The 2,269-nt window shown below is 72.5% G+C and carries 3 protein-coding genes; all 3 read left to right on the top strand.

Features of this window, described 5'->3' with window-relative positions; genetic code table 11:
• Positions 1-795: DUF993 family protein (locus H5J33_RS31870; protein ID WP_181798218.1), on the top strand; the 795-nt coding region annotated here is incomplete at its 5' end.
• Positions 792-1,625, top strand: a complete 834-nt coding sequence (locus tag H5J33_RS31865; RefSeq protein ID WP_181798217.1) for a sugar phosphate isomerase/epimerase — start codon at positions 792-794, stop codon at positions 1,623-1,625. The genes H5J33_RS31870 and H5J33_RS31865, both read left to right, overlap by 4 nt.
• 8 nt (positions 1,626-1,633) lie before the next feature.
• Positions 1,634-2,167 (top strand): hypothetical protein, encoded by a 534-nt coding sequence (locus H5J33_RS31860; protein ID WP_181798216.1) that lies wholly within the window; start codon positions 1,634-1,636, stop codon positions 2,165-2,167.
• Positions 2,168-2,269 lie beyond the last annotated feature (102 nt).

The raw sequence follows: 2,269 nt of genomic DNA, 5'->3' as shown, positions 1-2,269 counted from the left end.
CGACTGCCCGCCGGCAACCTCGCCGGGATCCGCGCGGCCTACGAGGAACAGCTCGCCGTGGTCGAGGAGGCGGGTGCCCAGGCCATCGTCATGGCCTCCCGCGCCCTGGCCGCCACCGCCCGCGGACCCGAGGACTACCTGGAGATCTACGGCCACCTGCTGCGCCAGGCCGCCGAGCCGGTGATCCTGCACTGGCTGGGCCCGATGTTCGACCCGGCCCTGGAGGGCTACTGGGGCTCGTCCGACCTGGACGCGGCCACCGGCACCTTCCTGGAGGTGATCGCCGCCCACCCGGACAAGGTCGACGGTGTCAAGATCTCGCTCCTCGACGCCCGGCGCGAGACCGACCTCCGGCGCCGGCTGCCGCAGGGCGTGCGCTGCTACACCGGCGACGACTTCCACTACCCGGAGCTGATCGCGGGCGACGAGCAGGGCTTCAGCCACGCCCTGCTCGGTGTCTTCGACCCGCTGGGCCCGCTGGCGGCGCAGGCGGTACGGGTCCTGGACACCGGTGACGTGCCGGGCTTCCGCGCCCTGCTGGACCCCACGGTGGAGCTGTCCCGGCACCTGTTCCGGCCCCCGACCCGCTTCTACAAGACGGGCGTGGTCTTCCTCGCCTGGCTCGCGGGCCACCAGGACCACTTCGCGATGGTCGGCGGCCTGCAGTCGGCCCGCTCCCTGCCGCACCTCGCCCGCGCCTACGAACTGGCCGACACCCTGGGCCTGTTCCCCGACCCCGAACTGGCCGAGGAACGCATGAGGACCCTGCTGTCGCTGTACGGAGTGACCCGATGAACCCCGACCTCGCCCGCTTCTCCGTCAACCAGATGACGGTGAAGCAGCTCACCCTCCCCGAACTGGTCGACGCCTGTGCCCGGTTGGGCATCGGCAACGTGGGCCTGTGGCGGGAACCCGTCCAGGCGTACGGCGTGGAGGCGGCCGCCAAGCTGGTCCGTGACGCGGGCCTGACGGTGACGACGCTGTGCCGGGGCGGCTTCCTGACGGCGACCGGCCCGGTCGAGCGGATGGAGGCGCTGGGCGACAACCACGCGGCCATCGAGGAGGCCGCCGCGCTCGGCACGGACACCCTGGTCCTGGTCTCCGGCGGCCTCCCGCTGTTCAGCAAGGACCTGCGCGGCGCCCGGGAACGCGTCGCCGACGCCCTCGCGGTCCTGGCGCCGTACGCGGCCGAGCGCGGCGTACGCCTCGCCATCGAGCCCCTGCACCCCATGTACGCGGCCGACCGCTGTGTGGTCTCCACCCTCGCGCAGGCCCTGGACCTGGCCGAACGCTTCCCGGCGGACCAGGTGGGGGTGGCCGTGGACACGTACCACGTCTGGTGGGACGACCAGGCCCCCGCCCAGATCGCCCGCGCCGGCGCGGCGGGCCGCATCCACACCTTCCAGCTCGCCGACTGGACCACTCCGCTGCCCGAGGGCGTCCTCAACGGCCGCGGCCAGATCGGCGACGGCGCGATCGACATGCGCGAGTGGAGGGGCCGCGTCGAGGCGGCCGGCTACACCGGTCCCATCGAAGTGGAGCTGTTCAACGAGGGGTTGTGGGCGAGGGACGGCCGTGAGGTGCTGTCCGAGACGGTCGAACGCTTCCTCGCACATGTGATCTGATAAGGGGCATGACCGACAAGCTGGGTCCGCTGGAGCGGATCGACGGCCGCTGGTTCCTGGGGGACGGCCGGCGGCCGGACGGCTCGTGGGTGGAGCTGCGCGAGGAAGGGCTCCACCAGCACGAGCCGGACACCGGGGGGCTGCTGGTCCCCTGGTCCAGGATCATGCTGGGCGTGCGCGTCACCCTGGGCGGGAAGTACCCGCGCCGGGGCCACGGGTTCGGGCTGGCCCACGTCCTGCCGGGCCCCTGGAAGGGCCACGGCCACGGCTACCTGCACATGACCCTGCGCCACCCGTACGAGGACTCCATCCTCCGCTTCACCCTGCACAGCGTCCTGTACAGCCCGGCCGAGGTGCTGTTGCTGGAGCAACTGCTGACCCACGCCGTACAGGAGAAGCAGCTGCACCGTCTGGCGGACCCGGACGGACTGGCCCGCATGGTCGCGTACCTGGCGCCGCTGCGGCCCCGGACGTCGAAGGCGTACGCCCGTGCGGTGACGGAGGCGTTCAGTCTGCCGGCCGCCCCTTCCGGCGGCGGCTGACGCACCGGATGATCCGGACCGCTTCGGCATGTGGGGACCGATGGCTCCCGTGGGCTCAGGCGCCCACGGTCCCGTCGATCCCCTCACGCAGAAAGTCCGCGT

Origin of the sequence: Streptomyces sp. WELS2 (assembly GCF_013870595.1) — a bacterium.
Taxonomy (GTDB): Bacteria; Actinomycetota; Actinomycetes; order Streptomycetales; family Streptomycetaceae; genus Streptomyces.
Note: the sequence above shows the minus strand (reverse complement) of the source record. Positions and strands in the feature narration are given on the sequence as shown.

Excerpts from the sequence above, each read along its gene's own strand:
- H5J33_RS31865 (WP_181798217.1), top strand. The coding sequence starts at position 792 with ATGAACCCCGACCTCGCCCGCTTCTCCGTCAACCAGATGACGGTGAAG.
- H5J33_RS31860 (WP_181798216.1), top strand. The coding sequence starts at position 1,634 with ATGACCGACAAGCTGGGTCCGCTGGAGCGGATCGACGGCCGCTGGTTC.